Genomic DNA, 24,103 nt, shown 5'->3' on the forward strand with positions numbered 1-24,103 from the left:
CCGGCATCCGGTGGCCGCACGGCCCTTGGCCTGGCAGCCCCGGAGCCCCACACTGTCCCGATGACGCAGCGTGTGGACCTGGCGACGGTAATGGACCGGCTGGCCATCGACGAGGTGGTCTCGGGGTACGCCGCGGCCGTCGACGACGGGGACTGGCCCGGCTACCGCGCCCTGTTCACCCCGGACGGGCGGGCCGACTACCGCTCGGCGGGCGGCATCGAGGGTCCCGCCGGGGAGGTCGCGGACTGGCTGCGGCGGACCATGACGCTCTTCCCGGTGCGCCAGCACCTGATCGTCAACCGGCTGGTCCGGCTGGCGGACGAGGGCGGCTCCCCCGGGGACACGGCGCGGGTCCGGGCCGACTTCCTGAACCCGATGCGGCTGGCGGGCGAGGACTTCGACGGTACGGTCACCGCCCCGAACTTCGTCGCCGCCGGCCGCTACGCGTTCGAGCTGGCCCGCACCCCCGACGGCTGGCGCCTGAGCGGGGTCACCGTGCACGAGAAGTGGCGCCGCCTCTCGGAATGAAGGGCCGGGCAGCAGGTCCCACACTGGAAGCGGAGGCGCGCATTGCTCACGAAGCGGACCCGGTGGTGGCGTACGGCCGCGGCGGTGGCGGCCGGGGCACTGCCGTGCCTCGCCTTCCCCGCCCCGGCGCTCTGGTGGTTCGCCTACGTCGCCCTCGTGCCCTGGATGCTGCTGCTGCGCTCCGCCCCCACCGGGCGGCGGGCCGCCCTGGAGGGCTGGCTCGGGGGCGCCGGGTTCATCGTGGCGGTGCACCACTGGCTGCTGCCGAGCCTGCACGTGTTCCTGCTGCCGGTGGCGCTGCTGCTGGGGCTGCTCTGGATCCCCTGGGCGCTCCTGGTGCGGGAGCTGCTCGGCGGGACGCCGCACGGGTGGCGGACCGCGGCCGCGCTGGTCCTCGTACCGGCGGGGTGGCTGCTGTCGGAGCTGGCCCGGTCCTGGCAGGGGCTGGGCGGGCCGTGGGGGCTGCTCGGCGCCAGCCAGTGGCAGGTGCCGCCGGCGCTGCGGCTGGCTTCGGTGGGCGGGGTGTGGCTGGTGAGCCTGCTGGTGGTGGCGGTGAACTGTGCCGCGGTACTGCTGGTCGCCGCGCCCCGTGCGCGGGTTCCCGCGGTGGCCGCCGTGGCGGGGTGTGCGGTGCTCACGGGGGTGGTGTGGCTGTGGCTGCCGCGCCCGGAGGCCTCGGGCGGCGTGCTGCGGGTGGCCGTGGTCCAGCCGGGCCTGATGGCGGACGGCCCGGAGGGGGCCTCCGGCGCCGGGGGCACCACCGCCGCGGCGGCGACGGCCGACGCGGCCCAGCGGCGGTTCGACGCGCAGGAGCGGCTGACCGCGACGCTGGTGGGGCGGCGGGTGGACCTGGTGGTGTGGGGCGAGAGCAGCGTCGGCGCGGACCTGGCGGCGCGGCCGGACCTGTCCCGGCGACTGGCCGCCCTGTCCGCGCGGGTCGGGGCCCCGCTGCTGGTCAATGTGGACGCCCGGCGCTCGGACCGGCCCGGCATCTACAAGAGCTCCGTCCTGGTCGGCCCGCAGGGACCGACGGGTGAGCGGTACGACAAGATGCGGCTGGTGCCCTTCGGCGAGTACGTGCCGGCCCGCGCGGTGCTGGGATGGGCCACCTCGGTGGGCAAGGCGGCCGGCGAGGACCGGATGCGCGGCGCAGCCCCGGTGGTCATGGGGCTCCCGGACGGCAGCCGGATCGGCCCCCTGGTGTGCTTCGAGTCGGCCTTCCCCGACATGAGCCGGGAGCTGACCCGGCGGGGTGCGGCGGTCCTGGTCGCGCAGTCCTCCACCTCCACCTTCCAGCACAGCTGGGCCCCGGCCCAGCACGCCTCCCTCGCGGCGCTGCGCGCGGCCGAGAACGGCCGTCCCTTCGTGCACGCCACCCTCACCGGCGTCAGCGCCGTGTACGGCCCCTCGGGCGCGCGGATCGGCCCGGCCCTGTCCACGTCGGCGAGCACGGCGGCCGTGTACGCGCTGCCGCTCGCCCGGGGCACCACCCTCTTCGTGCGCTTCGGGAACTGGCCCGGGGGCGCGGCGGTCGCCGCGCTGGCGGCGTACTGCGCGCTGCGGGGCGCCCGGGCGGTCAGGCTCGGGAGGCCTGCTCCAGAGCCGTCAGCACCACCCGCTCACACAGTTCATGGGTCAGCAGCGCGTCCCGGGCGCTGAGCGCCTTTCCGGCCCCGACGGCCTCCAGGAAGGTGTCCACCGCCTGCTCGATGCCGCGCTGGCGGGCCACGGACACCCAGTCCCCGCGCCGCCGCAGGGTGGGCTGGCCCTTGTGGTCGATGATCTCGGCGAGGTTGACGACCTGGCGCTTGGAGTCCTGTCCGGAGACCTCCAGGACCTCCTCGGTGGATCCGGAGAGCCGGTTCATGACGCCGAGGGCGGTGAAGCCCTCGCCGGACATCTGGAGCACCACCTGGTGCATCAGCCCCTCGCGCACCACGGCCCGCACGTCGATGTGGTCGGCCTCTCCGGGCAGCAGGAAGCGCAGGGTGTCGACGACGTGGATGAAGTCGTCGAGCACCAGGGTGCGCGGGTCCTCGGGAAGCCCGACCCGGTTCTTCTGCAGGATGATCAGCTCGCGCGGGTGGTCGGCGCACTGGGCGTAGCCGGGCGCGTAGCGGCGGTTGAAGCCGACGAAGAGGCCGACCCCGCGCTCCTCGGCCAGTTCCACCAGGCGCCGCGAGTCCTCGAACGCGTAGGCCAGCGGCTTGTCCACGTACGTCGGCACGCCGGCCCGCAGCAGCCGCTCGACGATCTCGGGGTGGACGGAGGTCGGCGCGTGGACGAAGGCGGCGTCGAGGCCCTCGGCGAGCAGCGCGTCGAGGGTGGTGTGGCGGCGTCCGCGCGGGACGTGGTGGATCGCGCCGATCCGCTCCAGCGTGGCGGGAGTGCGTGTCTGCAGGTGCAGTTCGACTCCGGGGCGGGTGGTGAGGACGGGCAGGTACGCCTTCCGGGCGATGTCGCCGAGTCCGATGACGCCGACCTTCACCGGGTGCCTCCTCATATGTGCCCAATGGGATACCGGCAGCTTAATCCCTGGTGGGAGGGGGCGTGTTCGGTCAGGATGACGGCCATGACGTCCAATGGATCACACCGCCTCGAACCCTCCACCACCGCCGGCGAGCGGGACATGCTGGACGGGTGGCTCGACTACCACCGTTCGACCCTCGCCTGGAAGTGTTCCGGGCTCACGGAGGAGCAGTTGCGCCTGACCCCGCTGAAGCCCTCCGGGCTCAGCCTGATGGGCCTCGTACGGCACATGGCGGAGGTGGAGCGGTACTGGTTCCGCGAGATCTCGCTGGGCGAGGACCTGCCCGAGCTCTACAGCACCCGGGAGAACCGCGACGGCGACTTCCACTTCACCGGCGCCGACACCTGGGCCTCCGCCGAGCGCGTGTGGCAGACCGAGGTGGAGCTGGCTCGGCAGGCCGCCGCGGGCCGTTCCCTCGACTCGGTGTCGGACGCCGCCGTCCACCACCGCGGCGAGGTGTTCAGCCTGCGCTGGATCTACACCCACATGATCGAGGAGTACGCGCGCCACAACGGGCACGCGGACCTGCTGCGCGAGCACATCGACGGCGCCACCGGCGAGTAGGCGCTGTCGCTGTCCGCCGGACATCCCCTCCCCGTCACCCGTGCGGGGTGAATATCGGTCCAGGGTTTTCACAACGAGGTCCTCGCACAGCAGAGTTGCGCGGGTGCATCCAACCCGAACCTCGACGAAACTGCTTCTCGGAGCCGCCTGCGCGGCCTCCGCCGTCTCCACCGTCTCCGGTTGCGTGAGCGTGGGCCCCGGTCCGGGGCGGCCGGCGACGGGCCCGTCCGCCGGGGCGGCGCCCCGGTACGAACCGCGCGGAGGGCCGGGGGCGCTCCCGGTGGTCGTCCAGGCACCCGCGCTGGAGGCGCTGGGGGCGGTGCCGGGCGGAGCGGAGCGGCCGTCCGGCCCGACGGCCGCGGCCCGGGGCACGGCGCGCACGGCCCCGCTGACGCCAGCGGAGGCCGCGGAGGCCGTTCCCCCGGTTCCGGACATCCCGGAGCCCAGGACGCCCGCCCGGCCCGCCGAGAGGCGCCGTGAGGGCCGTCCGGACCCCCTGCGGAAGGACGCGCGGGTGCCGCGCGAGCTGATGCGGGAGCTGCCGGTCCGGCCGGCCGACGTGTGCGTGCTGGGCAGGCGGCACGGCCAGTGGCACCCGGACAGCCCGGAGGCCCGCATCTGCGCGGGCGTCCACGACGGCTGAGGGACGGCCCTCGCGGCCGGGACGGCCCGCGCGGACCCTGCGGCGCTGAGGCCCCGGCCCCGCCCCGGCCCTACGGGGACTGCCCGGGAAAGGGCCGGGGCCCCTGCCCCGGCTCCGTCGCGAGCCGTCGCTCCAGCCGGGCGATGGCGGCCCGCACGCCGTTGCCGTACCCGTCGTCGGAGAGCTCCGCGGTGGCCGCGCGGGCCCGCGCCAGGTGCACCCGGGCCGCCTCGGGACGGCGGAGTTTGACGTAGTCGGCGGCGAGGCTGAGGTGCAGTGCCGGGTAGAAGGCGCGGACCGCCTCGCGGGGCCGGTCCGCGAGCCCCTCGGCGGCGGTCAGCGCCCTCAGGTCCCAGGCCAGTTCGTCGCCGGGGTCGTCCTGGGCGTCGGCCAGGTAGTGCGCGAGGGTGCAGCGGTGGAGACCGTCACCCTCCTCGCCGATCTCGGACCAGATCTCGCCGAGGCGGTTGCGGGCCTCCTCGCGGTCACCGGCGTGCAGCAGGATGACCGCCTGGCCGATCCTGGTCATGACGGCGTCCTCCGACGCCTCCTGCTGCTCCCTCAACGCGGCCTCCGGCTCGCTCCGCCGGACCCGCTCCGGTCCGGTCGTCACGAAGCTAGCCGGAGGCGGCGCCTCTGACGCCGAGGCGCGGTGTGGCGTCAGCCCAGGTCCGGGATCCGCCAGTCGATCGGCTCATGGCCCTGGGCGGCGACGGCCTCGTTGATCTGGGTGAAGGGGCGGGAGCCGAAGAACTTCTTCGCCGACAGCGGCGAGGGGTGGGCGCCCTTGACGATGACGTGCCGCTCCTCGTCGATCAGCGGGATCTTCTTCTGGGCGTAGGCGCCCCAGAGGACGAAGACGACCGGGTCCGGACGGTCGGAGACCGCGCGGATCACGGCGTCCGTGAACTTCTCCCAGCCCTTGCCCTTGTGCGAGTTCGGCTCGGCCTCGCGGACGGTGAGGACCGCGTTGAGCAGGAGGACGCCCTGGCCGGCCCACGGCATCAGGTACCCGTTGTCCGGGATCGGCAGGCCGAGCTCCTCCTTCATCTCCTTGTAGATGTTGCGCAGCGAGGGCGGGATCTTCACCCCGGGCCGCACGGAGAAGCACAGGCCGTGGCCCTGGCCCGCGCCGTGGTACGGGTCCTGGCCGAGGACCAGCACCTTGACCCGGTCGAACGGCGTCGCCTCCAGGGCCGCGAAGACCTGCTCCCGGGGCGGGTAGACCGGCCCGTTCGCCCGTTCCTTCTCGACGAACTCGGTGAGTTCCTTGAAGTAGGGCTGGTCCAGCTCCCCGCCGAGAACGGGGAGCCAGGACTCGGGCAGCATCTGGGTCACGTCGACAACCTCCGGTACAAGTTCGTGCAACTGCTTCAGAACCTACCGGGGACCACTGACAACGCCACGACCCGGGCACCGCCCGCGGACGTCACCAGCTGGTCTTGCGGTACAGCTCCCACATCTGCATGGCGGTCTGCGGGTCCAGGGCCCGCTCGGCGCCGGCGATGTCCTCGCGCGCGCCGACGTAGAGCTTGCCCTGCCACAGGGGCAGCAGGCGGACGTCCTGGGCGAAGATCTGCTGTGCCTGCTCGAACTCCCTGACGCCGGCCGAGCGGTCGCCCTCACGACGGGAATTGGGCAGCAGTTCGTTCACGATGGCCGGGGGCTCGTACGGGGTGCCGACCGCGTTCTCCTTGCCGACGAACGGCGCGATGAAGTTGTCCGGGTCGGGGAAGTCGGGGAACCAGCCGCGGCCGAAGATCGGGTACTCGCCGTTCTTGTAGCCGACCTGGAATTCCACCCAGGGCTTGTTCCGCAGCGTGATCTTGAAGAGCCCGCTCTCGTCCAGCTGCCGCTTGAGTTCGGTGAATTCGTCGGCGGTGGAGCCGCCGTAGCGGTCCGACGTGTACCAGAGGGTCAGATCGACCGGAGTGGGGACCCCGCCGTCCTTGAGGATCTTCCGGGCCTTGTCGACGCTGGGCTGGCCGTAGAGGTCGTAGAAGGGCGTCTTGTGGCCGACGACCCCCTTGGGGACCATCGAGTACAACGGTTCGGCGGTGCCCTGGTAGACCTTGGTGACCAGCGCGCCGCGGTCGACGATCTGGGCGATGGCCTGGCGCACCGGGAGCTTGGCGACCTGCGGGTCCTTGGGGTTGAACACCAGGTAGCGGATCTCCGCGCCGACGTTCTCGACGACCTGGACCCCCGCGTTGTGCGAGGCCGGGCTCTGCAGGTCCTTGATCTCGGGGGCCGAGAGGCCTCGGTAGGTCGCGTCGATCTCCTTGGACTTCAGGGCCGCGACCATCGCGTCGGACTTCTTGAAGTAGCGGATCGTCACGCCGTCGTTGTGGCGGTTGGCGAAGCCCTGGTAGGTCTCGTTGCTCCCCAGGACCGCCTCGGAACCCGCCTTGTACGAGGTGAGGACGTAGGGGCCGGATCCGGTGACCTTGCCGTCCTCGCGCACCTTGTCCGCCGGGTACTCCTTGGGCGCGACCAGTGAGGCGGCCGGCGAGCCGAGGACGAAGGGGAAGGTGGCGTCCGGGGTGTTCAGGTGGAAGACCACGGTCAGCGCGTCCGGGGTCTCGATCTTGTCGAGGGAGTTGAAGAGGCCCTTGGGGCCGACCTTCGAATCGATCTTCCTGATCCGGTCGAGGGAGTACTTGACGGCCTTGGCGTCGAGCGGCTCGCCGTCGGAGAACTTCAGCCCCTTGCGCAGCGTGCACCGGTAGGCGGTGTTCGCCGTGTCGGTGAAATCGCAGCCCTGGGCGGCGTCCGGCTGGGGCTTCGTGGTGCCCGTGGGGAACGCCAGGAGGGTCTGGTAGACGTTCCGGTAGAGCTCCCAGGAGCCGTCCCATGCCGCCGCCGGATCGAGGGTGCTCGGGGCGCTCGTCGTGCCGACCACGATCCTCTTGGCCTTCTCGCCGCTGTCGTCGGAGAACAGACCGCATCCGGCGAGCAGGGATATGGACGCAAGGGCCGCAGAGACCTGCAGGCATCTGGTCCGGTTGAACACGTGCACGCTCCTCGATCAGCCAGGGGTGCGGCAGACCCTACCGCAGTACGTCACAAATCCAATGGGCAGGTTTCGTGAGGCACTTGACCGATTACGTGCGCATTCGATACGCATTTGCCTCCCTGAGGGAGGCAAATGCGTCCGCTTATCGGTCAGTGGACTCCGGCATTGAGGAACATGCCTCCGTCGACCACGAGGGTTTGTCCAGTTACCCATTCCGCTTGTGCAGATGTGAGGAATGCCGCCGCGCCCCCGATGTCCTCCGGGACCCCCAGCCGGCCGAGCGGGTACGCCGCGGCGGCCTCCTGCTCACGGCCCTCGTAGAGCGCCTGCGCGAACCTCGTCTTGACCACCGCCGGGGCGATCGCGTTCACCCGCACCCGCGGCGCCATCTCGTGCGCCAGCTGCAGGGTCAGATTGATCATGGCGGCCTTGCTCATCCCGTACGCCCCGATGAAGGGCGAGGCGGAGACGCCGGCGATGGAGGCGATGTTCACGATCGCCCCGCCGTTGTCCTTCTGCCAGGCGTGCCAGGTCCGCTGGGCGAAACCGAGGGCCGAGATCACGTTGGTCTCGAACACCTTGCGCGCGACCCCGAGGTCGAGGTCCGCCATCGGTCCGAAGACCGGATTGGTCCCCGCGTTGTTCACCAGGAAGTCGACGCGGCCGAAGGCCTCCATCGCGCGGTCCACGGCGACGGCCTGGTGGGCCTCGTCGTGGGCCTTCCCGGCCACGCCGATCACCCGGTCCGCGCCGAGCCGCTCGACGGCCTCCTTGAGGGATTCCTCGTTGCGCCCGGTGATGCAGACCCGGTCGCCCCGGGCGACCAGCGCCTCGGCGATCCCGTAGCCGATGCCCCGGCTCGCGCCGGTGATCAGCGCGACCTTGCCGCTGTCGATGCCGTTGTACGTCATGCCGTACGCCCTGCCTCTCGTGGACGGGTCAGTTGAGCGGGCCGCCGGCCACGTACATGACCTGGCCGGAGACGAAGCCGGCGGCCTCGCCCGTGAAGAAGGCGATGGCGTTGGCGATGTCGTCCGGGCGGCCGACGCGCTGCACCGGGATCTGCGTGGCGGCGGCCGCCTGGAACTCCTCGAAGCCCATGCCGACGCGGGCGGCCGTCTGGGCGGTCATCTCCGTCACGATGAAACCGGGGGCGACCGCGTTGGCCGTGACGCCGAACTTGCCCAGCTCGATGGCCAGGGTCTTGGTGAAGCCCTGCAGACCGGCCTTGGCGGCGGCGTAGTTGGCCTGGCCCCGGTTGCCCAGCGCGGAGCTGCTGGAGAGGTTCACGACCCGGCCGAACTTGGCCTCCACCATGTACTTCTGACAGGCCCGCGCCATCAGGAACGCGCCCCGCAGGTGCACGTTCATGACGGTGTCCCAGTCGGTGTCGCTCATCTTGAACAGCAGGTTGTCGCGGAGCACGCCCGCGTTGTTGACCAGGATGGTCGGGGCGCCGAGCGCGCTCGCGACCCGCTCGACGGCCGCCTCCACCTGGGCGCTGTCGGAGACGTCGCAGCCGACCGCCAGGGCCCGGCCGCCGGCGGAGGTGATCGCCTCCACGGTGTCCTTGCAGGCCGCCTCGTCCAGGTCGAGTACGGCGACCGCACGGCCCTCGGCGGCCAGGCGCACGGCGGTGGCGGCGCCGATGCCCCGGGCCGCCCCGGTGACGATCGCGACGCGCTGCTCGGTGGTGGACATGCTGGATCTCCTCGCCGTTGAGAGCGGTCGCCCGAAGGTGAGCAACCGCTTAGTAGCTTCAGCTGAGGAGACGCTAGGAGCCGTGACACCTCGTGTCAACGGCACCCAGGCGCGCGCGTGCCGCCGATCCCCGCGTCAGCGGACCAGCAGGTCGAGGAGGCGTTCCAGCTCGGCCTCCGGGTCGGCCGTCAGACCGGTGTGGACCGGACCGGGCTGGACCACCGTGCTGCGGGGGGCGATCAGCCATCGGAACCGCCGTCCCGGATCGTCACCGGCCGCCTGACCGGCCCGCTCGCCGCCCGCGCACAGCCCCTCGACCCCGCGCAGCGCGGCCCGGACGCCGGCCACGTCGGCCCCCGGGTCCAGCGCGAGGAGCTTCGCCTCGTCGAGGTGGGTGCGCGCGGCGACGTACGCGTGCGCCCGGCAGTAGACGACGACCCCGGCGTTGAAGCACTCGCCGCGCTCCATCCGGGGCACCACGCGCACCAGCGCGTACTCGAACACGTCCCGCTCGGTCACTCGTCGCCGCTCTTCCGCTCGTTCTTGTCCGACTGGGGAGGCAGCCGCTCGGCGAGCCAGCCCGGCGGACCGGACCGCGGCCTGACCTCGGCCTCCATGGTGATCCTCTCGTGGATCGTCGCCGCGCGCGGCAGCAGCGCCTCCACGTAGGCGCGTCGCACCGCGTCGGTGGAGTCGAAACCGGGCTCGTCGACCAGCCATTCGTCGGGGACGTCGGCGGTGACCTCGGTGAGCAGGTCCTCGGTCACCAGCGGGGCCAGCTCGGCGGCGGCCGCGGCGATGTCCGGTCCCACGGGGGCCAGGACGTGGTCGGAGGCGTTGTAGGGCTTGGCCCCGGCGGCCCGGGCGGTGGGCCAGTTGTGGTGCCAGATCATGGTGGCGCCATGGTCGATGAGCCACAGGTCGCCGTGCCAGACCAGCATGTTGGGGTTGCGCCAGGAGCGGTCGACGTTGTTGATCAGGGCGTCGAACCAGACCACACGGCCCGCCTCGGCCGGGTCGGCCTGGTACGCGAGCGGGTCGAAGCCGATCGAGCCCGGCAGGTAGTCCATCCCGAGGTTGAGCCCGCCGCTGGCCTTGAGCAGCTCCTGGACCTCCTGGTCGGGCTCGGCGAGCCCGATGACGGGGTCGAGCTGCATCCCCACCAGCCGCGGCACCCGCAGGCCCAGCCGCTGGGCGAGGCGCCCGCACACGACTTCGGCGACCAGGGTCTTGCGCCCCTGGCCGGCTCCGGTGAACTTCATGACGTAGGTACCGAGGTCGTCGGCCTCGACGATCCCCGGGAGCGAGCCGCCCTCACGCAGTGGCGTGACATAGCGGGTCGCTGTCACTTCTGTAAGCATCGCCCCAGGCTATCCACTCGCCCGGCCGCACATCCGAACGGCCGGGGCCGGTCCTTCGGCGGCGGCCCACCGGACGGGGTCAGCTCGCGGGAGCCCACCGCGCGAGCAGGGCCTCGGTCGTGGTGACCTCCGCCACCAGCGCGAGGGAGTTGCGGATCACCTCGGCGGTGCACGAGGCCGGCACGCCGGCGATCGCGTCGGCGGGCACCACGACCCCGTACCCGAGGTTGACGGCGTCGAAGACGGTGTTGGGGATCGCGATGTTGGAGGAGACCCCGGTGACGACGAGGGTGCGGATGCCGAGGTTGCGCAGGAGGGCGTCCAGGTCGGTGCCGGCCATCGGGGACAGTCCGTGCAGCCGCCGGACCACCAGGTCCCGTTCGGCCACGGTGATCGGGGCCGCGACCTCGACGGCCCGGCTCCCGGTCAGCTGGCGCACCGGCAGCCTCCCGGCGGCCCGGAAGAGCCGCGCGTTGGTACTGGACCCCAGCCCGTCCGGCCGCCGCTCGGCGACGGCGTGCAGCACCTGTACGCCGGCCGCGCGCGCGGCGACGGCGAGGGCGGCCACGCGGTCCAGCATCCCGGAGTCCCGCGCCTCCTTCGCCAGCTCCGGCAGGGCGCTCTCCTCGCCGACGACGCCGTTCTGACACTCGACGGTGAGCAGCGCGGTGGCGGCGGGATCGAACTCCGGCATGGCTCCCCCTGGCGTGGTGACGGCGGAGCCCGCATGATTCCTGACACATAGTCAGATGTGAAGGGGCAGGGGCACGATGGACGAGACGCTCGGGGCCGGAACACAGCGGCGGGGCCGCCGCATCATGATGACCGACGCGGAAGTGGACGCCTTCCTCCGCGAGCAGCGCACCTGCCGGGTGGCCACGGTCTCCCCCGACGGGCGACCGCACGTGGGGGCCCTGTGGTTCGCCTGGGACGGCACCTCGCTGTGGCTGTACTCGATCACGCGCAGCCGCCGCTGGGCCGACCTGCGCAAGGACCCCCGGATCTCGGTGGTGGTGGACTCCGGCGAGTCGTACGACGAGCTGCGCGGGGTCGAACTGTCCGGCAGCGCCGTCTTCGTGGGCGAGGCCCCGCGCACCGGCGAGCCCTGCCCCGAGCTGGCGGAGCCCGAACGGATCTTCCCCGTCAAGAACTTCGGCATCGAGGAGATGCCCCACGACGGCCGCCACGCGTGGATCCGCCTCACGCCGCACTCCCTCGTCTCCTGGGACTTCCGCAAGATCTGACCCGGGCCCGGGGCGGCCGGCCCGGCCGAGAGCCCCGGGGAGCCCTACACGGCGGCCGCCGCCTCGCGCAGCGCCCCGACGGCGGCCCGGATGGAGGGCCGCCGTCCGGCGTCCGCGCGCCAGACCGCGTACACGTGACGGCGTACGGCGTCGCACACCGGCAGCAGCCGGACGCCCGGCGGCACGGGCCCCCGGCCCAGCCGGGGCGTCACGCACACCCCCAGCCCGGCCTCCACGAAGGCGAGCTGGGTGTGGTGCTCCTCGGCGATGTGCGCGACGCGCGGCTCGACCCCGGTGCCGCGCAGGGTGAACACGAGCCACTCGTGGCAGAACTGGCCTTCGTTCCAGGAGATCCAGTCGTCGTCGGCGAAGTCGGCCAGGGAGATCTTCGTGCGGTCGGCCAGCGGGTGGGAGCGCGGCACCGCGATGTCGACGGCGTCGTCCAGCAGGTGGGCGCGGGTCAGCTCGGCCGGCACCGGCATCCGCTTGTTGTGCCAGTCGATGGCCAGGGCCATGTCGAGGTCCCCCCGCACCACGGCGAACATGGCCTCCTCCGGCTCCTGCTCCCGCACCATCGCCCGCAGGTCCGGGTGGTCGGCGCGCAGCGAGGTCAGTGCCCGGGGCAGCAGCCCGCGCATCGCGGTGGGGAAGGCCCCGATCCGCAACTGTCCGACGGCGCAGCCCCGCTGGGCCTCGACGTCGGCCTGGGCCAGCTCCACCTGCGAGATGATCCGGGCGGCGTGGTCGGCGAGCAGCCGCCCGGCGTCCGTCAGGCGCACCCCGCGGCCGTTCTTGGCCAGCAGGGGCTGGCCGACCTCCCGCTCCAGCTTGGCCATCTGCTGGGAGACGGCGGACGTGGTCACATGGAGGCCGTCGGCCGCGCCGCTGACCGAGCCGTGGCGGGCGAGGGCGTCCAGGGTGCGCAGGCGCTCCAGGTTCAACATGTAAGCGATGCTACGCGGTGCGTCGGAGGAAGTCTCGCTTGTCCTACGAGGTCCCGCGCAGCAGAGTGAGCACATGAGCGCACCCGCCCCCTCCCGCCCGGCCCGTTCCGGCCCCTCCTCCGCCCTCTCCTCCACCCCCTCCCCCGTCACCGCCCCCGTCACCGCCCCCGTCACCGCCCCCGTGACCGTCTCCCCGTCCGGCACGGCCTCCGGCACGGGACCCGCCACCGGCGCTCTGGACTGGCGGCTGCGCTTCGCCTTCCTCTCGGTCGTCTGGGGCTTCAGCTTCCTCCTGGTCAAGGTGGGCACGCAGGCGTTCGCGCCCTTCCAGGTCGCCTTCGGCCGCGTCCTGTTCGGCGCCCTCGCCCTGCTGGCCGTGCTGCTCGTACGGCGCGAGCCGCTGCCCCGGGGAGTGCGCACCTGGGGCCACCTCACGGTGGCGGCGCTCCTGCTGAACACCGCCCCCTTCTCGCTGTTCGCGTACGCCGAGCTGAGCATCCCCTCCAGCCTGGCCGGGATCTGCAACGCCACCTCGCCGCTGTGGGGCATGGCGCTCTCCCTGGTCGCCCTCTCCGAAGACCGCCCCACGCGCCGCCGCTTCGCCGGTCTGGGCCTCGGGTTCCTCGGCGTGCTGACCGTCCTCGGCGCCTGGCAGGGTTTCGCGGGCATCGACGCCAAGGGCACCGCACTGGCCCTGCTGGCCTCGCTCTGCTACCCGATCGGCTGGATCTACGTCCGCCGCACCCTGGCGGGCACCCCGGGCTCCCCGGTGGCGCTGACCGGAGCGCAGCTCATGGTGTCGACGGTGCAACTGGCCGCCGTCAGCGCCCTGTTCACCTCGCCCCCCACCGGCTTCCCGCTCTGGCCGACCCTCTCGGTGATCGCCCTGGGCGCCCTCGGCACGGGCATGGCCCTGCAGATGCAGTACGGGCTGGTGACCGAGGTCGGCCCCACCACCGCGCAGATGGTCACCTACTTCATCCCCGTCATCGCCACGACCGCCGGTGTCCTGATCCTCGGCGAGCAGCTGCACTGGAACACCCCGGTCGGCGCCGTCGTCGTCCTGGCGGGCGCCGCCCTCACCCAGGCCCGCTCCCGGGCGCCCAAGCCCGCCTGAGACCCGGCCCCCGCGGTCGAGAACCCGCCCCCCGTCGCGCTCCGCGGCGGGGGCGGATCCGTTCGGCGACGCCGCGCGACACCCCGGCGGGCCGTTCAGTCCGAGCGGCCTCCGGGCGCCGGGCGGACCGCCGCCGCCACCGCGTCGGCGAGCGGGACCACCTCCGCCGGGGAGAGCCCGGACACGGTGATCCGCACGCCGGGACCGGCCTCCACCCGGAACCGGGCCCCGGCCGTCACCGCCCACCCGGCCGTCAGCAGCCGGGTGACCACCGCCGTCTCGTCTGCGACCGGCACCCACACGTTCATCCCGCTGCGCCCGTGCGCCCGTACGCCGCGCTCGGCCAGCGCCGCGATCAGCCCGTCCCGGCGCAGCCCGTACGAACGCGCCACCGCCCGCGGGTCCACGGCGCCGGAGGTCCACAGCTCCACCACCGCGCGCTGCAGGAGGCGGCTGACCCAGCCCGGCCCCAGCCGTTGCCGGCCCCGGACCCGGTCGAGGGTCACCGCGTCACCGGTGAGCACCGCGAGCCGCAGGTCGGGCCCGTACGCCTTGGCCGTGGAGCGGACCAGCGCCCAGTGCCGGGTCACCCCGCTCAGCGGGCACAGGGGCACGTCCACGATGCCGTGCCCGTGGTCGTCGTCGATGACGAGCACCCCGGGATGCCCGGCCAGCAGCTCCCTCAGCTCCCGGGCCCGCGCGGCGCCGACCGCGGCGCCGGTCGGATTCTGCGCGCGGGCCGTCACCACGAGGGCCCGCGCCCCCTCGGTCAGGGCCCGCGCCACCGCCGCCGGAACCGGCCCCTCGTCGTCGACGGCCACGGGCAGCGCCCGCAGCCCCAGGGCGGGCACGAGGTCGAGCACGGCCCCCCAGCCCGGGTCCTCGACCGCGACCGCGTCGCCCGGCCTGAGGTGGGCGGCCAGCACCCGCTCGATGCCGTCCAGCGCCCCCGAGGTCACGGCCACGGGCCCGGCCGGGACCCCGTCGGCGTCCAGGTCCGCCCGGGCGATCCGGGCGAGGTCCGGGAGCACCGGGTCCTCGCCGTAGAGGGGCGGGGCCTGCGCGTACCAGCGGGCGGCGGCGGCCAGCGCCGCGTCGAGGGAGGGCAGCAGGGATACGTCGGGGTTGCCCTCCGTGACGTCCCGGACGCCTTCGGGGACGGCCATCCGCAGCGCGTCGCGCGGCGCCGTGGCGGGGCGCGCGCGCACCCGGCTGCCGCGCCGGCCGTCCGTCTCGATGACGCCGCGTTCGCGCAGGGTCCGGTACGCGGCGGCCACGGTGTTGGGGTTGACGCCCAACTCCCCCGCCAGTTCCCGCATCGGAGGCAGCAGCGCTCCGGGCGCGAGCGCGCCGGAACCGACACCCGTTTCGATGCTCGCCGCGACATCCGATGCGCGACGGCCTGTGATCCGATACTCTCCTAGCACAAACGACATTATGCACTAATACAACGGAGTCCGCACCATGAGCGCCACCCCGACCGCATACGAACCCACGGACCGCACCGTCCCGAGCCGCGGCCGCCAGAAGGCGAGGTACGACCGCGAGACGGTGCACTCGATACTCGACCAGGCCTACGTCTGCCACCTCGGGTTCGTCCGCGACGGCGCGCCGGTGGTCCTGCCGACCCTCTTCGGCCGGGTGGGCGAGACCCTCTACGTCCACGGATCCACCGGTTCGCGCCCGCTGCTGGCCGCCGGGAAGGCCGACCCGGGCCTGCCGGTCTGCCTGACGGTGACGCACGTGGACGGCCTGGTACTGGCCCGCTCCGCCTTCCACCACTCGATCAACTACCGCTCGGTGGTCGTCCACGGCACCGCCTACCAGGTCACCGACGAGGACGAGTGCCGGATGGCCCTGGCCGCCCTCGTCGACCACGTCGTCCCGGGCCGCTCGGCCGACTCCCGCCCGGCGAACGCCAAGGAGCTCGCCGCGACCGCGGTGATCCGCCTGGACCTGACCGAGGTCTCCGCGAAGATCCGCACCGGCGGCCCGAACGACGACCCGGAGGACCTGGGCCTTCCGTTCTGGTCCGGCGTGGTCCCGGTCGCGCCGGCGTACGGGACCCCGGTCCCGGCCGCCGACCTGACCCCCGGCGTCGCGGCCCCGGACTACCTCGCCGCGCTCTGAGGCTCCGGGGCGGGCCCGGCCACCGGCCCGGAACCGCCCCCGGCCACCGGCCCGCCCCCGGACCCGGCCCGCGGACCGCGCGCCTCGGCCGCGATCAGCGCGCCCACCGCCGACAGCAGCAGTACGGTGCCCAGCACCACCGCCCCCGTCAGCCGCTCGCCGAGCATCCCGACGGCGATCGCCGCCGCGCTGACCGGCTCGATCAGCATGATCACCGACACCGTCGCGGCCCGCACCGACGCGGCGCCGGTGAAGTACAGCGCGTACGCGAGGGCGGTGGGCACCGTGGCCACGTAGACCAGCAGCCAGCACACCCGGCCCCAGTCGGCGGTGTGCGGCAACAGCCCCTCGGCCAGGGCGAGCGGCAGCAGGCACACCGTGCCCACCGCCACCGACCACGCGGTGGTGACCAGCGGGTCCCCGCCGGCCCCGCGCCGCCCCAGCCACCGCGCCCGCAGGGTCATCCCCGCGTACCCGGCGGCCGACAGCAGCGCCCAGCCGACCCCGAGCGGCCGCACCTCGCCGCCACCGGAGCCCAGCACCAGCACGGCCAGACCGGCCAGGGCGCCGAGCACGGCGGCCACGCCGCCCCGGCCCAGCCGCTCGCCCATCCAGTACCGGCCGCCCAGCGCGATCAGCACGGGCCCGGCCCCCAGGGTCACGACGGTGCCGACGGCGAGGCCGGTGTCGCGTACGGCGGCGAAGTACGCCGCCTGGAACAGGGTGAACATCAACCCGGTCCCGATCAGCGAAAGCGCCGGGACGGGCGAGGACGGCGCGACGGGCGAGGCCGCCGCGGCCCGCGGAGCCCGCCGGGCCCGCACCGAACGGCGTACGGCGAGCACGCCCAGCAGGACCACCAGACCGCCCGCGCACCGCCAGAACGACAGGGCGACGGGGCCGAGGTCACTGGCCAGGAAGAGGAGGGAGGCAGCCGCCCCGGCGGTGCCCCAGGCGACTCCGGCGACGACGAGGTACAACAGACTGCGCCCGGCGGCGGGCGAATGGTTCGACACGTGTGTCTCCGCGCATGCGTGAAGGATGAGGGAAGCAGGTCATCGCTTCGCGGGCAGCGCTCACCGGCCCGGGGACTCCCCGGGCGGGTCTTTCGTTCGCGTGGAGGCCGCCCGCGCTAGGCGGCGGGAGGCGGAAGCACGGTCGACGGCATGTCCAGCACCCTACGGGACGCTCCCCGCCTCCGGCCCGTCGGCCCCCCGCCCTACGCCCTGGCGGTCTCGGGGGCCGGCACGGCCGGATCGGGGGCCGCGGGCGGCGCCGGCCGCGAGGACTGCGCGATGAAGGCCCCGCCGAGCACCAGCGCGCCGCCCACGATCTGCGGGGTCGAAAGGTGTTCGCCCAGCAGCACCCAGGCCAGCACGGTGGCGATGACCGCCTCCAGGCAGGCCACCACACCCGCCACCTGCGGGGAGAGCTTGCGCACCGAGACCACCCCGGTCAGGTACGCGAACACGGTGGCGACCAGCACCACCCAGCCCAGCAGGGCCAGGGCGGGAACCTCGGTGTCCCCGAGCGGCGCGTCGCCGCCGAGCACGGCCCAGTCCATCTCCCAGGGCCGCGCGAGCACCGTCATGACCGCGGCCCCGACGAGCATCCCGTACGCGATCACGCCCATCGGGTCGGGCACGTCGTCCCCGTCGGCGCCCTGGTCGGCGAAGACGAAGTAGAAGGCCTGGCAGCAGGCGGCGGCCAGCCCCAGCAGCACCCCGAGCGGGTCCAGGCTCAGCCCCGACCAGATCTGGACCACGCACGCCAGCCCCGCGACGGCCACCGCCGCACCGGCCGCGGCGGCCCGGGTCACCGGCTTGCGCTGCACGAAGCGGATCCAGCCGAGCAGCAGGGCCGGGCCCAGGTACTCCAGCAGCAGGGCCACGCCGACCGGGATCCTCGACAGGGCGGCGAAGTAGAAGGCCTGCACGCCCGCGACGGCGACCAGGCCGAAGCCCGCGAGCAGCAGGGGCTTGCGCCGCACCAGGCCGCGGTGCCGCCAGGCCAGCGGGGACAGCACCAGCGCCGCCCCGGCCACCCTCAGCCACACCACGTGCAGCGGGTCCAGACCCGCCTCGATCAGCGGCTTCGCCGCCACACCGGAACCACCGAACGCACACGCCGAGACGAGGGCGAGGCCCAGTCCGGCGTTCTTCCCTGACGCTTGCATCGGGCCATCATGGCAGGGCCGGTCAGGAGCGTCACGCCGGTGACGCCTGTTGAGACGCAGTCGGTACCGGACGGTCCGGAACCCACCATTTCTGACAGGTCGTCAGTATTGAATGTTCCGCCCCCCGGGACTACCTTCCGCCGCACGAACCCGACGAGAAGGGGTGGACGCATGGCTGAAGTCACCGCGGAATCACGCATCGAGGCGCCCGCCGCGAAGCTCTGGGCCCAGCTGACCGACTGGGACGCGTACGGGCAGTGGAGCATGACCCACACCGACTTCCCGAAGGGCGGTCCCGAGACCCTCGCGGTCGGGTCCGCCTTCGCCGAGAACATGAAGATGATGGGCTTCCCCGCCGAGGTCCTGTGGACCGTCTCGGAACTGGAGGACCAGCGCGTCTTCGCGATCACCGGCAAGGGCCCGATGGGTGTGGCCGTCCTGACCCGCTACACCCTGATCCCGGACGGGGACGCCACCACCGTCCGCATCGACGGCGAGTTCACGGGCGCCGCGGTGTCCCTCATGGCGGGCAAGCTCAAGGACTCCGCGACCGCCGCTCTGAACGAATCCCTCCGCAAACTGGCCGGCCTGGTCGCCTGACCCGCCCCCGCCCGCACCCCGACCCACGGCACACGTACGGCGCGCCCCGCGAGACCGCTCGCGGGGCGCGCCGTACGTGTGCCGGGAGGCCCGGCGTCCGGGTCAGTGCTCGTCGGCCAGGATCAGGTAGAGCTTCTTGCGGGCGTCGTTGACGACCGCGAGGGCCTTCTCCCGCTGCTCGGGCGAGCCGGTCTTGAAGACCTGCGCGAAGGCTTCCATCAGGCCGACGCCGGCGGTGCGGACCTCGTGCATCGCCTCGAAGTCGAAGCCGCGCCCGGCGTCCGCCCAGGGGGCGTCCGGACCCGATTCCGCCTCGGTGCGGCCCTCGTCGGTGAGCGTGAACAGCTTCTTGCCGCCCTCGCTCTCGCTGGTGATGAGGCCCTCGTCCTCCAGCAGCTGCAGGGTCGGGTACACCGAACCCGGGCTGGGCTTCCACGCCCCGCCGCTGCGCTCGCCGATCTCCTGGATCATCTCGTAACCGTGCATCGGCCGGTCGGCGAGGAGCGCCAGGATCGAGGCGCGCACGTCACCGCGCCGCGCCCGCCCCCGGGGCCCGCCCCGGCCGCCCCTTCCGCCGAAGGGTCCGCCGCCGAAGGGCGGCCCGAACGGCCCGAAGGCGGCCCGCAGGCCCCGGAACTCCTCCCGACGGTCCGGCCCGCAGTGGCCGTGACCCCGTCCGTGCTCGTGTCCGTGCTCGTGCTGTCCACGTGAACGCATCACTGCGCCTCCTTTCGTCATCGCTTGTCGTGGTGGCTGTCGCTGCGACTCCCGCCGCTGCGACTCCTTCACTATCGCTGACCCATCGCGATGCGTCAACGATATATCGGAACCTATCTTCGACAGTCGAGCGCAATGGGCCCATTCGGGTGGATCCGCGCGAGAACCTCCTGACGAGGGACGTACGCGTGTGCTGTGCTGGCCGCGCTCCTCGCGACACGGGGCGCGGAACGGAGCACCCGCACCGAAGAGAAAGGGACCTTCGTGCGCCACAAGGGACGCGCCGGAAAATGGCTCGCCGCCACCCTCAGCGCCACCGCGCTGCTGCTCGTACCGGGCCCGGCCAACGCAGACGCCGGGCCCACCCGACCGCTGGCCGGCAACACCCTCAACCTGCACCAGTGCGTGTACCAGCCCACTCCGGGCGTCGACTACCTGACCACCGTCGTGCCACCCAGCGGCGACGGGCGGTTCACGGCCGCGACGAACACCGCCGCCGCACCGGACCGGCAGCTGTCCTGCGGCGACGGCGACGGCAACTACACCCCGGTCCGCCCCTGGGCCACCCTGCAGTCGCTCGACCTCGGCTCCGGCCGGTACCTGAACCTGCACCAGTGCGTGTACTACTCCGAGCTCCAGCACGACCACCTCACCGTGGTGGCCCCCGGCGGGGGCAGCGAGTGGAGCTCCGGCACGAACGTCTCCGACACCCCCGACACCACCGTCACCTGCGGGCCCGGCCGCGGCCTCTACTACCTCGCCCCCCTGCTGTCCGACGTGATCGCCCTGGACCTCAGCGCCGGGCGGTACGTGAACCTCCAGCAGTGCCAGTACTACTCCGCCCGCCTCGCCGACCACTTCACCACAGTGGTGCCCACGCGCCGCGACGGCCGGTTCAGGACCGGGACGAAGGTCTCCGGCACCGCCGACACGACCGCGACCTGCGGGGGCGGTGACGGGAACTTCCTTCCCGTCCCGCTCCTGTCGGGCACCAAGGCCCTCTCGCGCACCTGACCGCCCGCGCGCCGAGGCCAGTCATCCCGGATTGGCCTTGGTGCGCGCCGGCCGGGGCACCCTACGGTCGGTCCATGCGCATCCGAATCGTCGACGCCTTCACCGACCGCCCCTTCCACGGAAATCCCGCCGGAGTCCTCGTCCTCGACGGGCCGTTCCCTCCGGACGGCTGGCTCCAGCAGGTCGCGGCCGAGGTCAACCTCTCCGAGACCGCCTTCGTCCGGCCCCTGCCGCCCGGCGGGGCCGCCGACTGGGCACTGCGCTGGTTCACCCCGGCCGGCGAGGTCGACATGTGCGGGCACGCCACCCTCGCGACCGCGCACGTACTGAACGAGAACGGCCTGGCCAAGGGCCTGATCCGGTTCGACGCGCGCTGCGGGGTCCTCACGGCCGAGGCGGCCGGGGACGGCACGGTCACGATGGACTTCCCCACCTCCTCACTGACCCCGGTCGATCCGGTCCCCGAGGTCGCCCGCGCCCTGGGCGCCACGATCGTCTCGCTGCACGACACCGCCGCCCACATCGGCGACCTGCTGGTGGAGCTGGCCGACGAGCGGACCGTGCGGGAACTCGCGCCCGACCACGCGGCCCTGCGCGCCTACGCCCGCCGCGGCGTGATCGTCACCGCCCCCGCCGAGGAACCCTCCCGGGGCTACGACTTCGTCTCGCGCGGCTTCTTCCCCGTCCACGGCATCGACGAGGACCCGGTGACGGGCAGCGCCCACACCGCCCTCGCCCCCTTCTGGGCGGCCCGCCTGGGCCGCGACGAGATGACCGGCCTCCAGGGCGGAGCCCGCCGCGGCCTGGTCCGGGTCACCCTCGCGGGCGAGCGGACCCTGCTCACCGGCCGCGCGGTCACCGTGATCGACGGCGAGCTGCTCACCGCTCCCTGAGCGGGGCGGCTACGGGGTGGGCAGCCAGCCCACCTTCCCCGCGAGCAGCGCGTACCCGCCGAAGGCCACCACGTCGAGCAGCGTGTGCGCGACGACGAGGGGTCCCACCCGGCCCCAGCGGCGGTAGGCCAGCACGAAGACGACGCCCATCACCATGTTGCCGACGAACCCGCCGATGCCCTGGTAGAGGTGGTACGAGCCGCGCAGGACGGAGCTGGCGAGCAGCGCGGCCGTCGGCGACCAGCCCAGCTGGCCGAGCCGGCGCAGCAGGTAGGCCAGCACGATGACCTCCTCCACCACGGCGTTCTGCACCGCGGAGAGGATCAGTACGGGGAACTTCCACCACACGTCGGGCAGCGCCTCCGGCACCACCGTCAGGTTGAAGCCGGAGGCCCGCGCCGCCAGGTAGAAGGCCAGTCCCGCGCTCCCGATCCCGGCGGCGACCAGCGCGCCCCGGGCCAGGTCCCATCCCGGCCGGGTCCGGTCGAAGCCCAGGACGCGCAGCCCCGGCACGCCCTCCCGGGTCAGCAGGTGCGCGACCAGCAGGACGGGAACCAGCGCCGAGGCGATCCCGAACAACTGCCAGGCCAGGTCCAGCCAGGGCCGCCCGGGGGCGTACGAGCCGTTCAGCGTGGCCGCCTGGTCCTTGAGGCCGCCGGGCTTGGTCAGCGAACCGATGAAGCTGATCAGGGCCGAGACCCCGCTCGCGCCCAGCGACAGCGCGAGCACGAGCAGGGTCTCGGTCCGCAGCAGACCCCGCCGCCCGTCCCCGCGCAGCTCTCCGACCACCGGCTCCGGCTCCGCCCGCACGCCCGACTCCCGTCCCGCCAACCCACCGCGTCATCCTGTTCCGACCACCCCATACTGCCTCCTCGGGGGCCGGAGCGGATCACCGGTCAGCGCCGGACCGCCCCGGTGGCGTCCACCTCCTGTTCCTCCAGGCCGACGGGCCAGGTGTGGACCGGGTCGCCCTTGTGCATCAGCTCGCTGTAGCGGCGGGTGGTGGCCGCCAGGGCGGCGTCCCGTTCCAGCCCGCCGGCGAGCGCCCGGTGATAGGTGTCCACCTGCCAGGTCGCCCCGTTCACCCGGCGCCGGCAGCGCTCCTCGATGATCCCGAGGTACAGGTCCCGGTCGGCGGGTTCGATCCCCCAGGCGTCCAGTCCGGCCGCGGCCATCGGCAGCAGCTCGTCCAGCACCAGGCGCACCGCGGGCACGCTCACCAGTCCCCCGGCCCGGCCGCGGCGCGGCCAGCGGATCCGCGCGTCGATCCCGTAGCGGCAGGCCGCGTCGAAGTTGGCCTCCGCCTCCGCGAACGGCATCCGGGTCCACACGGGGCGCTGCTCGTCCGCGAGGGTCCGTACGAGCCCGTAGTAGAAGGCGGCGTTGGCGACGACATCGGCCACCGTCGGCCCGGCCGGCAGCACCCTGTTCTCCACCCGCAGGTGCGGCACCCCGTCGGCGACCCCGTAGACGGGGCGGTTCCAGCGGTAGACCGTGCCGTTGTGCAGCACCAGCTCCTGCAGGCTCGGCACACCGCCCTCCGCGAGGACCCGCAGCGGCTCCTCCTCGTCACAGATCGGCAGCAGGGAGGGGAAGAAGCGGACGTTCTCGGCGAACAGTTCGTACGCCGAGTCCACCCACCGCTCCCCGAACCACGTGCGCGGCCGCACCCCCTGGGCCTGGAGCTCCGGCGGCCGGGTGTCGGTGGCCTGGGTGAACAGCGGCGGACGCGATTCCCGCCACAGCTCCCGCCCGAAGAGGAACGGCGAGTTGGCGCCCACCGCTATCTGCACGGCGGTCACCGCCTGCGCCGCGTTCCACACGTGCGCGAACCGCGCCGGGGTCACCTGGAGGTGCAGCTGTACGGAGGTGCAGGCGGCCTCCGGCACGATCGACCCGGTGCTCCAGGTCAGCCGCTCCACCCCGTCGATGTCGAGGGTGAAGTCCTCCCCGCGCATCATCAGGATCTGCTCGTTGAGCAGCGAGTAGCGGTCCACGGCCGAGAGGTTGGCCAGGGCGAGGTCGGACCGGGAGATCGTCGGCAGGATGCCGATCATCACCACCCCCGCATCGCTCTCCGCGGCCTGCCGGTGGGCGTAGTGCAGCCCCGCGCTCAGCTCTTCGGCGAGCTGGTCGAATACCCGGCCGTCGAGACGGTGCGGGAGTACGTTCACCTCCAGATTGAACATTCCGAGTTCGGTCTGGAAATCGGGGCTCGCAATCTTCTCCAGTACCTGTGCATTCACCATGCGCGGCAAACCGTCGGCACCCGCGAGATTCAGCTCGATCTCCAGTCCCATCATGTTCTTGGGCCGATCGAACCTCTTCTCCGCCAGAAGGCGCTCCAGTCCCTCCAGGCACTCGTGGAGCTTCCTCCGATACCGATGCCGATCGGACAGGTCGAATCCTCCTGCCACGACCTTCTCCCCCATCGAAGCGTCCCTCCTCGTGTGGCCCGGAACGGTGCACCCCGGCGCGCGTTACGGTCGATGATGCCCACCCCCGTGATCGATAACTCCGGGCCGGGCGGTCCGGCGGGGAGCGCGCGCCGGTATGGCCTGATGGGCGCTTCGGCACATTCACCTGGCAACTCGCCGTATGCAAATTCCGCGTAGACTGTGCCGATTCCCGATAACAGGCGCTTTCCAGCCGAGCGCCCTTCGGGTAACCTCCGAGGTCAGCGCGGCCCGTTCGCGCGCAACCGGCATGAATAGCCTGACAGCGGGACCGGTATGCGCCTTGTCGGCAATAGGCGGGACAGCTAGCCGAAACACCGCGTGAACACATGTCGTATAAACTCCGCAAACGAGGCAGAGAGTTGGCGCGCGGCCATTGCCCCTCAGCCCCCCTCTGGCCCCAGAATGCGACAGCGCCGTCCGCACCTTCCCCCGTACCACAGGTCTCCCAAGTGAGAGGCGACCCACC

26 protein-coding genes are annotated in these 24,103 nt (G+C 73.0%); 10 read left to right on the plus strand and 16 right to left on the minus strand.

The genetic code is table 11. The annotated features are described in order from the left end of the window. Nucleotides 1–60 precede the first annotated feature (60 nt). On the plus strand, nt 61–528 hold the full coding sequence (locus AB4039_RS17455; RefSeq protein ID WP_266837597.1) for a nuclear transport factor 2 family protein: 468 nt from the start codon (nt 61–63) through the stop codon (nt 526–528). Nucleotides 529–570: 42 nt separating this feature from the next. Beyond that, nucleotides 571–2,187 (plus strand): apolipoprotein N-acyltransferase, encoded by a 1,617-nt coding sequence (gene lnt / locus AB4039_RS17460; RefSeq protein ID WP_442271139.1) that lies wholly within the window; start codon nt 571–573, stop codon nt 2,185–2,187. Here lnt and AB4039_RS17465 read toward each other — a convergent pair. Further along, the gene (locus AB4039_RS17465; protein ID WP_266837601.1) at nt 2,105–3,016 is read right to left on the minus strand and encodes a Gfo/Idh/MocA family protein; all 912 of its coding nucleotides are present in this window, start codon (nt 3,014–3,016) and stop codon (nt 2,105–2,107) included. The genes lnt and AB4039_RS17465 overlap by 83 nt on opposite strands. 84 nt (nt 3,017–3,100) lie before the next feature. Here AB4039_RS17465 and AB4039_RS17470 point away from each other — a divergent pair, with 84 nt between their 5' ends. Both AB4039_RS17470 and AB4039_RS17475 read left to right on the plus strand, forming a co-directional pair. Continuing rightward, nucleotides 3,101–3,622 carry a DinB family protein gene (locus tag AB4039_RS17470; RefSeq protein ID WP_266837603.1) on the plus strand — a complete coding sequence of 174 codons (522 nt, stop codon included), beginning with the start codon at nt 3,101–3,103 and terminating at the stop codon, nt 3,620–3,622. A gap of 103 nt (nt 3,623–3,725) precedes the next feature. Beyond that, entirely contained in the window at nt 3,726–4,265 is a 540-nt protein-coding gene (locus AB4039_RS17475; protein WP_266837605.1) for a hypothetical protein, read from the plus strand. Nucleotides 4,266–4,335: 70 nt separating this feature from the next. On the opposite strand, the gene AB4039_RS17480 is transcribed toward AB4039_RS17475, so the two are convergent. The 8 genes from AB4039_RS17480 to AB4039_RS17515 form a co-directional block, all read right to left on the minus strand. After that, on the minus strand, nt 4,336–4,830 hold the full coding sequence (locus AB4039_RS17480; RefSeq protein ID WP_266841481.1) for a hypothetical protein: 495 nt from the start codon (nt 4,828–4,830) through the stop codon (nt 4,336–4,338). 95 nt (nt 4,831–4,925) lie between these two features. Continuing rightward, nucleotides 4,926–5,594, minus strand: coding sequence for a uracil-DNA glycosylase (locus AB4039_RS17485; protein ID WP_266841482.1), 669 nt, complete (start codon nt 5,592–5,594; stop codon nt 4,926–4,928). 100 nt (nt 5,595–5,694) lie between these two features. Continuing rightward, nucleotides 5,695–7,278, minus strand: coding sequence for an ABC transporter substrate-binding protein (locus AB4039_RS17490; RefSeq protein WP_266837607.1), 1,584 nt, complete (start codon nt 7,276–7,278; stop codon nt 5,695–5,697). 152 nt (nt 7,279–7,430) lie between these two features. Continuing rightward, nucleotides 7,431–8,192 carry an SDR family oxidoreductase gene (locus tag AB4039_RS17495; protein WP_266837609.1) on the minus strand — a complete coding sequence of 254 codons (762 nt, stop codon included), beginning with the start codon at nt 8,190–8,192 and terminating at the stop codon, nt 7,431–7,433. 28 nt (nt 8,193–8,220) lie between these two features. Further along, entirely contained in the window at nt 8,221–8,982 is a 762-nt protein-coding gene (fabG, locus tag AB4039_RS17500) for a 3-oxoacyl-ACP reductase FabG (protein WP_266837611.1), read from the minus strand. Between the two features lie 135 nt (nt 8,983–9,117). After that, the gene (locus AB4039_RS17505; RefSeq protein ID WP_030236635.1) at nt 9,118–9,501 is read right to left on the minus strand and encodes a DUF3037 domain-containing protein; all 384 of its coding nucleotides are present in this window, start codon (nt 9,499–9,501) and stop codon (nt 9,118–9,120) included. Next, the gene (locus AB4039_RS17510) at nt 9,498–10,343 is read right to left on the minus strand and encodes a HipA family kinase (RefSeq protein ID WP_442271140.1); all 846 of its coding nucleotides are present in this window, start codon (nt 10,341–10,343) and stop codon (nt 9,498–9,500) included. The genes AB4039_RS17505 and AB4039_RS17510 overlap by 4 nt, the downstream gene beginning before the upstream one ends. Nucleotides 10,344–10,422: 79 nt before the next feature. Then, entirely contained in the window at nt 10,423–11,037 is a 615-nt protein-coding gene (locus AB4039_RS17515; RefSeq protein ID WP_266837615.1) for a cysteine hydrolase, read from the minus strand. Between the two features lie 76 nt (nt 11,038–11,113). On the opposite strand from AB4039_RS17515, the gene AB4039_RS17520 reads away from it, so the two are divergent. Then, on the plus strand, nt 11,114–11,587 hold the full coding sequence (locus AB4039_RS17520; protein WP_266837617.1) for a pyridoxamine 5'-phosphate oxidase family protein: 474 nt from the start codon (nt 11,114–11,116) through the stop codon (nt 11,585–11,587). A 44-nt stretch (nt 11,588–11,631) separates the two neighbouring features. On the opposite strand, the gene AB4039_RS17525 is transcribed toward AB4039_RS17520, so the two are convergent. Next, nucleotides 11,632–12,531, minus strand: coding sequence for a LysR family transcriptional regulator (locus tag AB4039_RS17525; protein WP_266837619.1), 900 nt, complete (start codon nt 12,529–12,531; stop codon nt 11,632–11,634). A gap of 73 nt (nt 12,532–12,604) precedes the next feature. Here AB4039_RS17525 and AB4039_RS17530 point away from each other — a divergent pair, with 73 nt between their 5' ends. Then, on the plus strand, nt 12,605–13,648 hold the full coding sequence (locus tag AB4039_RS17530; RefSeq protein ID WP_442271141.1) for an EamA family transporter: 1,044 nt from the start codon (nt 12,605–12,607) through the stop codon (nt 13,646–13,648). Between the two features lie 95 nt (nt 13,649–13,743). Here the strand turns inward: AB4039_RS17530 and AB4039_RS17535 are convergent, their stop codons facing one another. Then, nucleotides 13,744–15,075, minus strand: a complete 1,332-nt coding sequence (locus AB4039_RS17535; RefSeq protein WP_442271142.1) for an aminotransferase class I/II-fold pyridoxal phosphate-dependent enzyme — start codon at nt 15,073–15,075, stop codon at nt 13,744–13,746. Nucleotides 15,076–15,112: 37 nt separating this feature from the next. On the opposite strand from AB4039_RS17535, the gene AB4039_RS17540 reads away from it, so the two are divergent. Then, nucleotides 15,113–15,778, plus strand: a complete 666-nt coding sequence (locus AB4039_RS17540) for a pyridoxamine 5'-phosphate oxidase family protein (protein WP_266837635.1) — start codon at nt 15,113–15,115, stop codon at nt 15,776–15,778. Here the strand turns inward: AB4039_RS17540 and AB4039_RS17545 are convergent. Next, complete coding sequence (locus AB4039_RS17545; RefSeq protein WP_266837637.1) at nt 15,760–16,794, minus strand: EamA family transporter; 1,035 nt, start codon at nt 16,792–16,794, stop codon at nt 15,760–15,762. The genes AB4039_RS17540 and AB4039_RS17545 overlap by 19 nt on opposite strands. A 203-nt stretch (nt 16,795–16,997) precedes the next feature. Continuing rightward, nucleotides 16,998–17,954 carry an EamA family transporter gene (locus tag AB4039_RS17550; RefSeq protein ID WP_266837639.1) on the minus strand — a complete coding sequence of 319 codons (957 nt, stop codon included), beginning with the start codon at nt 17,952–17,954 and terminating at the stop codon, nt 16,998–17,000. A 171-nt stretch (nt 17,955–18,125) separates the two neighbouring features. Here AB4039_RS17550 and AB4039_RS17555 point away from each other — a divergent pair, with 171 nt between their 5' ends. Continuing rightward, a complete protein-coding gene (locus AB4039_RS17555) occupies nt 18,126–18,554 on the plus strand; it encodes a type II toxin-antitoxin system Rv0910 family toxin (protein WP_266837641.1) in 429 nt (142 codons plus the stop codon). Between the two features lie 102 nt (nt 18,555–18,656). Here AB4039_RS17555 and AB4039_RS17560 read toward each other — a convergent pair whose 3' ends face one another. Continuing rightward, nucleotides 18,657–19,271, minus strand: coding sequence for a PadR family transcriptional regulator (locus AB4039_RS17560; protein WP_266837643.1), 615 nt, complete (start codon nt 19,269–19,271; stop codon nt 18,657–18,659). Between the two features lie 264 nt (nt 19,272–19,535). Here AB4039_RS17560 and AB4039_RS17565 point away from each other — a divergent pair, with 264 nt between their 5' ends. Then, entirely contained in the window at nt 19,536–20,285 is a 750-nt protein-coding gene (locus tag AB4039_RS17565) for a hypothetical protein (protein WP_442271143.1), read from the plus strand. A 74-nt stretch (nt 20,286–20,359) separates the two neighbouring features. Next, a complete protein-coding gene (locus AB4039_RS17570; RefSeq protein ID WP_442271144.1) occupies nt 20,360–21,178 on the plus strand; it encodes a PhzF family phenazine biosynthesis protein in 819 nt (272 codons plus the stop codon). Nucleotides 21,179–21,187: 9 nt separating this feature from the next. Here the strand turns inward: AB4039_RS17570 and AB4039_RS17575 are convergent, their stop codons facing one another. After that, on the minus strand, nt 21,188–21,988 hold the full coding sequence (locus tag AB4039_RS17575) for a CPBP family intramembrane glutamic endopeptidase (RefSeq protein WP_266837649.1): 801 nt from the start codon (nt 21,986–21,988) through the stop codon (nt 21,188–21,190). A gap of 86 nt (nt 21,989–22,074) precedes the next feature. Next, a complete protein-coding gene (locus AB4039_RS17580) occupies nt 22,075–23,610 on the minus strand; it encodes a glutamate-cysteine ligase family protein (protein ID WP_266837651.1) in 1,536 nt (511 codons plus the stop codon). Between the last annotated feature and the right edge of the window lie 493 nt (nt 23,611–24,103).

Source organism: Streptomyces sp. M-16, from assembly GCF_052114405.1.
In the GTDB taxonomy this organism is placed as follows: domain Bacteria; phylum Actinomycetota; class Actinomycetes; order Streptomycetales; family Streptomycetaceae; genus Streptomyces.

Excerpts from the sequence above, each read along its gene's own strand:
- AB4039_RS17540 (WP_266837635.1), top strand. The coding sequence starts at position 15,113 with ATGAGCGCCACCCCGACCGCATACGAACCCACGGACCGCACCGTCCCG.
- AB4039_RS17525 (WP_266837619.1), bottom strand. The coding sequence starts at position 12,531 with ATGTTGAACCTGGAGCGCCTGCGCACCCTGGACGCCCTCGCCCGCCAC.
- AB4039_RS17560 (WP_266837643.1), bottom strand. The coding sequence starts at position 19,271 with ATGCGTTCACGTGGACAGCACGAGCACGGACACGAGCACGGACGGGGT.
- AB4039_RS17520 (WP_266837617.1), top strand. The coding sequence starts at position 11,114 with ATGGACGAGACGCTCGGGGCCGGAACACAGCGGCGGGGCCGCCGCATC.
- AB4039_RS17515 (WP_266837615.1), bottom strand. The coding sequence starts at position 11,037 with ATGCCGGAGTTCGATCCCGCCGCCACCGCGCTGCTCACCGTCGAGTGT.
- AB4039_RS17485 (WP_266841482.1), bottom strand. The coding sequence starts at position 5,594 with ATGCTGCCCGAGTCCTGGCTCCCCGTTCTCGGCGGGGAGCTGGACCAG.
- fabG (WP_266837611.1), bottom strand. The coding sequence starts at position 8,982 with ATGTCCACCACCGAGCAGCGCGTCGCGATCGTCACCGGGGCGGCCCGG.
- AB4039_RS17530 (WP_442271141.1), top strand. The coding sequence starts at position 12,605 with ATGAGCGCACCCGCCCCCTCCCGCCCGGCCCGTTCCGGCCCCTCCTCC.
- AB4039_RS17495 (WP_266837609.1), bottom strand. The coding sequence starts at position 8,192 with ATGACGTACAACGGCATCGACAGCGGCAAGGTCGCGCTGATCACCGGC.
- AB4039_RS17555 (WP_266837641.1), top strand. The coding sequence starts at position 18,126 with ATGGCTGAAGTCACCGCGGAATCACGCATCGAGGCGCCCGCCGCGAAG.
- AB4039_RS17550 (WP_266837639.1), bottom strand. The coding sequence starts at position 17,954 with ATGCAAGCGTCAGGGAAGAACGCCGGACTGGGCCTCGCCCTCGTCTCG.
- AB4039_RS17570 (WP_442271144.1), top strand. The coding sequence starts at position 20,360 with ATGCGCATCCGAATCGTCGACGCCTTCACCGACCGCCCCTTCCACGGA.
- AB4039_RS17510 (WP_442271140.1), bottom strand. The coding sequence starts at position 10,343 with ATGCTTACAGAAGTGACAGCGACCCGCTATGTCACGCCACTGCGTGAG.
- AB4039_RS17455 (WP_266837597.1), top strand. The coding sequence starts at position 61 with ATGACGCAGCGTGTGGACCTGGCGACGGTAATGGACCGGCTGGCCATC.
- AB4039_RS17580 (WP_266837651.1), bottom strand. The coding sequence starts at position 23,610 with ATGGGGGAGAAGGTCGTGGCAGGAGGATTCGACCTGTCCGATCGGCAT.
- AB4039_RS17470 (WP_266837603.1), top strand. The coding sequence starts at position 3,101 with ATGACGTCCAATGGATCACACCGCCTCGAACCCTCCACCACCGCCGGC.